A 5,473-nucleotide genomic window follows, 5' to 3' on the forward strand; every position below is an offset into this window, starting at 1 on the left:
TACCGCTAATCCGCTTGAGTTTCTTTAGAACGAAAGACTTCGTCGCCAGCAGCGCCGCCGCCCTCGTTCAGTGAGTGGGCTTATAGAACTAACCCTCCCAAACAGTCAACAGCGCTTTTTGAAAAAATTGATTTTTCTTTCAGATCATTGTTTTTCCAGACAAAATTTCGGGCGACAGTCAAATGCGGTCATTTCCCGGATTCCGACCGGCCTGACACGGCCAGGAAAGATGAACGCCTTTCGACTTTTCGTGGAAAGAACGCTCTTTTGTCTCCTGCGCCCCGACATCATCACAATCTGCTGGTCTTAAGAGACACATGATTCACACAGGCAAATGCAGGCAAACTGCCTTTTCCTGAGTGATTTGACTTCCATGCCCAAAATATGCACATCTTTCGCCCCAGCCAGGATGGCCGATAAATGCTCCCACAGACGCCTGATGTAAGGACGCGGACCCGACTGCCATGATGACGGAGAAAATGATGATCCGCTCGTTGGGCAACGAGCCTCCGCTTCTGGCCGACGGCAGGCGTGCGCCCGATCGCCGCGAGGTTTCCTTGCGCTGGCTCTCGGGCACGTTCCTCACCGGCATTACATCATCCGTTCTGATGGGTGTCGCCCTTTTTGCCGCCCTTGATGGCCGCCAGCAACTGGCGATCCCCGCCGAAGCCTATGCGAGCGTTGCGGCGGACGCGCATGAGGATACGACCGTGGTCCGTGGCGGCCGGCTGGTCGCGCCCGCCATTGCCGCAAAACCGTCTGACCGTGCCATCATGGAAGTTTCAACCGTCATCCACGACGGCGAAAAGGAAGTGGTGCGCCGCCAGCCCTTCGCGCATGTGAAGATGACGCTGGCCGCCAATCATGTGGCGACGGAGGACTATCCCGACTTCGATCCCCTGGCGATCTTTTCCGCCGACGAGCCGCAGCCCGCGCCGCAAAGCCGCACCGGCGCGCTTTACGGCTCCGACGTCGAATCCGAAGTCAGCCTGAAGACCATTCCGTTCCCGACCGGCAAGACCGGCATGCAGATGGCATCCGGCCTGTCGCTCGAGGAGGTCGAAGAGAATGTGCGCTCCAACGGCTCGGTACTGACCGACGGCAATACTCAGCTCGCAGCCCTTTATTACGTCGATCCGCGTCGTTTCTCCAACGAGGATGCCGATGTCGATCTGACCGCCGGTCTGTCCGCCCGCGTGCTCGAACAGAACATGACGGTCTCCGCATCGGAATCGATCACGCCGCAGACCGAAGAATTCGCCGACGACATCCTTCCCGTGCGCGTCGACACGCCGATCGCCAAGGCGCTGACGGATTCAGGCTATCCGCAGCAATATGCCGATGGCATTGCCGGCTACATCGCGCAGCAACTGGGTTCCAGTGATCTCGACAAGGGCGACGTGCTGCGCATCGGCATCATCCAGAAGGGCGAACAGGCAAAGATCATCCGAGCCAGCGTCTATCGCGGCACGCGCCATCTCGTCACCGTGGCCGTCGACGACAAGGGCAGATATGTGCCCGGCAGCGAGCCGCCGATGCTGGATGCCATCGCCACCGCCTTCGATGACAATTCCTTCGCACCGCCCCCCGGCCAGAACCTGCCGCGCGTCTATGACGGCATCTATCGTGCTGCCCTTTCCTACGGCATGACCAAGGATATGACGGCGCTGATCATCAAGCTGCTGGCCAGCAATGTCGATTTCCAGGCGCAGCTGAGGCCGACCGACAGTCTCGAGGCTTTCTTCTCCGTCGCCGACAGCGCCGGTCAGGCGACCGAGGATTCCGAACTGCTCTATGTCAACGCCCGTTTCGGCGACACACAGACACGCTTCTACCGCTTCCAGGACCCCGACGACGGCACGGTCGATTATTTCGACGAGAACGGCAAGAGCATCCGCCAGTTCCTGCTGCGCAACCCGGTGCCGAACGGCATCTTCAAATCGGGCTTCGGCATGCGCCGCCACCCCATCCTCGGTTTTGCCCGCATGCACACCGGCGTCGATTGGGCTGCACCCCGCGGCACGGCGATCATCGCCGCCGGCAACGGCACGGTCGAAAAAGCCGGCTGGGATTCCGGCGGTTACGGCAACCAGACGATCGTCCGCCATGCCAATGGCTATGAATCCTCCTACAACCACCAGAGCGCCATCGCCAAGGGTGTCGTCCCTGGTGCCAAGATCCGCCAGGGCCAGGTGATCGGCTGGGTCGGCACGACGGGCGAATCCACCGGCCCCCACCTGCATTACGAGCTGATCGTCAACGGCACCAAGGTCGATCCGCTGCGCATCCGCCTGCCGGGCGGCAAATCGCTGCAGGGCGAGGCGCTGGCGAAATTCGAGGACGAGCGCAAGCGCATCGATACGCTGCTGAACAACCAGACGCCAGACCAGGTGGCGAGCAAGTAGCGTCCATCTACGCTGGTTCCCCTCCAGGAGACGCCTCGGCCACCAAACGAAAAATGGCGGCCCGAAGCCGCCATTTCCCATTCATCCGGCAAACCGGTTTACGCCGCTTCGCTCACCGTCTGCCGCGTCCTGAACTGCAGCCGGTCGGAACCGCTCGTCACCTTTACCGTCGATCCGTCCGGCACCTGGCCAGACAGGATCTGCTCGGCCAACGGATCCTGCACGAACTTCTGGATCACCCGCTTCAGCGGCCTTGCGCCGTAGACCGGGTCGTAACCCTTGTTCGCCAGCCAGTGGCGGGCTTCCTCGTCGAGATCGATGACGATCTTGCGCTCAGACAGCAGGGCCACCAGCCGCTTCAGCTGGATATCGACGATCGCGCCCATCTCCTCGCGCTTCAGGCGATGGAAGAGGATGATCTCGTCGATGCGGTTCAGGAATTCCGGCCGGAAATGCCCGCGCACAACCTCCATCACCTGCTCGCGAACCGTGTCGCTGTCGTCGCCGTCCTTCAGCTGCGTCAGATATTCGGCGCCGAGGTTCGAGGTCATGATGATCATCGTGTTGCGGAAATCGACCGTCCGGCCCTGGCCGTCCGTCAGGCGTCCGTCGTCCAGCACCTGCAGCAGGATATTGAAGACGTCGGGATGCGCCTTTTCGATCTCGTCGAACAGCACGACCTGATAAGGCCTGCGGCGCACGGCTTCCGTCAGCGCTCCGCCTTCGTCATAACCGACATAGCCGGGAGGCGCACCGATCAGCCGGGCAACGGAGTGCTTCTCCATATATTCCGACATGTCCATACGCACCATCGCCGTTTCGTCGTCGAAGAGGAAGCGGGCAAGCGCCTTGGTGAGCTCCGTCTTGCCGACGCCAGTCGGGCCGAGGAAGATGAACGAGCCGATCGGCCGGTTCGGATCCTGCAGGCCGGCCCGCGCGCGGCGGACGGCGCGCGACACGGCCTGAACCGCATCACCCTGGCCGATCACCGATTTCGCCAGTTCGTCCTCCATCCGAAGCAGCTTGTCGCGTTCGCCTTCCAGCATCTTGTCGACCGGAATACCGGTCCAGCGGGAAACGACATGGGCAATATTGTCGGGGATGACGACCTCCTGCACCATCGCGCCGCGTTCGCCATCCTGCTTTTCGGCGTCGACGAGCTGCTTTTCCAAATCCGGAATGACACCGTAGGTCAGCTCGCCGGCACGTTGGAATTCGCCTTTGCGCTGGGCGATCGCCAGTTCATTGCGGGCATCGTCGAGCTGCTTCTTCAGATCGGCGGCAAGGCCGAGCTTCTGCTTTTCCGCCTGCCAGCGAGCCGTCAGTGCATCGGCTTCCTCTTCGAGGCCGGTGAGTTCGGTCTCCAGCCGCTTCAGCCGGTCAGCAGAGGCAATGTCGGTTTCCTTCTTCAGCGCCTCGCGCTCGATCTTCAGCTGGATGATCCGGCGATCGAGCTCGTCGAGCTCTTCCGGCTTGGAATCCACCTGCATGCGCAGGCGCGCTGCCGCCTCGTCCATCAGGTCGATCGCCTTGTCGGGCAGGAAACGGTCGGTGATATAGCGGTTGGAAAGTGTCGCCGCGGCCACCAGCGCCGCATCGGCGATGCGCACCTTGTGATGCTGCTCGTATTTTTCCTTCAGCCCACGCAAGATCGAGATCGTGTCTTCGACCGTCGGTTCGTCGACGACGACGGGCTGGAAGCGGCGGGCAAGGGCCGGATCCTTCTCGACATGTTTGCGATATTCATCAAGCGTGGTCGCGCCGACGCAATGCAGCTCACCGCGGGCAAGGGCGGGCTTCAAGAGGTTGGAGGCGTCCATCGCCCCATCCGCCTTGCCGGCGCCGACCAGCGTGTGCATCTCATCGATGAACAGGATGATCTCGCCGTTCTCAGCTTGGACTTCATTGAGCACGGCCTTCAGCCGCTCCTCGAATTCGCCGCGGTATTTCGCACCGGCAATCAGCGCGCCCATGTCGAGCGCCATCAGCTTCTTGTCCTTGAGCGATTCCGGCACGTCGCCGTTGACGATGCGCAGCGCCAGGCCCTCGACGATCGCCGTCTTGCCGACCCCGGGTTCGCCGATCAGCACAGGATTGTTCTTGGTGCGGCGCGAAAGCACCTGGATGGTGCGACGGATTTCGTCGTCGCGACCGATCACCGGGTCGAGCTTGCCCTCGCGGGCTTCGGCGGTCAGATCGCGTGCGAACTTCTTCAGCGAATCGAAACCCTGCTCGGCATTGGAAGAATCCGCCGTCCGGCCCTTGCGGATGTCATTGATGACCTGGTTGAGGCCCTGGGCCGTCACGCCTGAATTCTTCAGTGTCGAAAAGGTCGAGGCCGAGGATTCGATCGCCAGCGCCTGCAGCAGGCGCTCGACCGTGACAAAGCTGTCGCCGGCCTTCTTCGCCGCTTCTTCAGCGGTCGAAAGGACCTTGGCGAGAGGCTGCGCCAGATAAATGTTGCCGTTGCCGCCGGAGATCTTCGGCAACTTGGCGAGAGCTGCGTCATTGGCAAGGCGGGCGGCCTTGGCATCGCCGCCGGCGCGCTCGATCAGCGATGCCGCCATACCCTGATCGTCATCGAGCAGGACTTTCAGCACATGTTCGGGCGTAAATTGCTGGTGACCCTGCGCCAGCGCATAGGTCTGGGCGGACTGGATGAAACCGCGCACCCGCTCCGAATATTTCTCGATATTCATATGGTACCTCCATGGATCGCCCTGCCCTGACGAGGCGCAGACCGATGATTGAGATCGACCCCCTGAAAAGGCAGGTCGCGCTTTGCCCGTCTGGGATTCGGGCGAAGCAGTTCGAAGAGAATATGGTAGCCTGTTCTGCGAGTTTAAAGAGCCCGTAAAACGAAAATCCCCGGCACAAGGCCGGGGATTTTCAAGCTAATTCGAGCAGATGGCATGAACTTCACGCTCTCCCCTGAGGGGGAAGCGAAATCCTCATTCCGATGCGACGTCAGCCAGCACTGGCGCCTCGGCAGAGGCGCCCTCGCCTTCAGCGGCGGCTTCTTCGCCCTCAGCACCGCGACGCGGGCGACGGGGACGGCTGCCGGTGCT

General features: G+C 61.5%; 2 protein-coding genes. One reads left to right on the forward strand and one right to left on the reverse strand.

Annotated features, from left to right (window positions below; translation table 11 throughout):
• Nucleotides 1-464: 464 nt before the first annotated feature.
• The gene (locus MOV76_RS38145; protein WP_018243739.1) at nucleotides 465-2,405 is read left to right on the forward strand and encodes a M23 family metallopeptidase; all 1,941 of its coding nucleotides are present in this window, start codon (nucleotides 465-467) and stop codon (nucleotides 2,403-2,405) included.
• A gap of 98 nt (nucleotides 2,406-2,503) precedes the next feature.
• Here MOV76_RS38145 and clpB read toward each other — a convergent pair whose 3' ends face one another.
• Nucleotides 2,504-5,104, reverse strand: a complete 2,601-nt coding sequence (gene clpB, locus MOV76_RS38150) for an ATP-dependent chaperone ClpB (protein WP_131647653.1) — start codon at nucleotides 5,102-5,104, stop codon at nucleotides 2,504-2,506.
• Nucleotides 5,105-5,473: the final 369 nt, after the last annotated feature.

Source organism: Rhizobium sp. PRIMUS64, from assembly GCF_023006465.1.
Classification (GTDB): Bacteria; Pseudomonadota; Alphaproteobacteria; order Rhizobiales; family Rhizobiaceae; genus Rhizobium; species Rhizobium leguminosarum.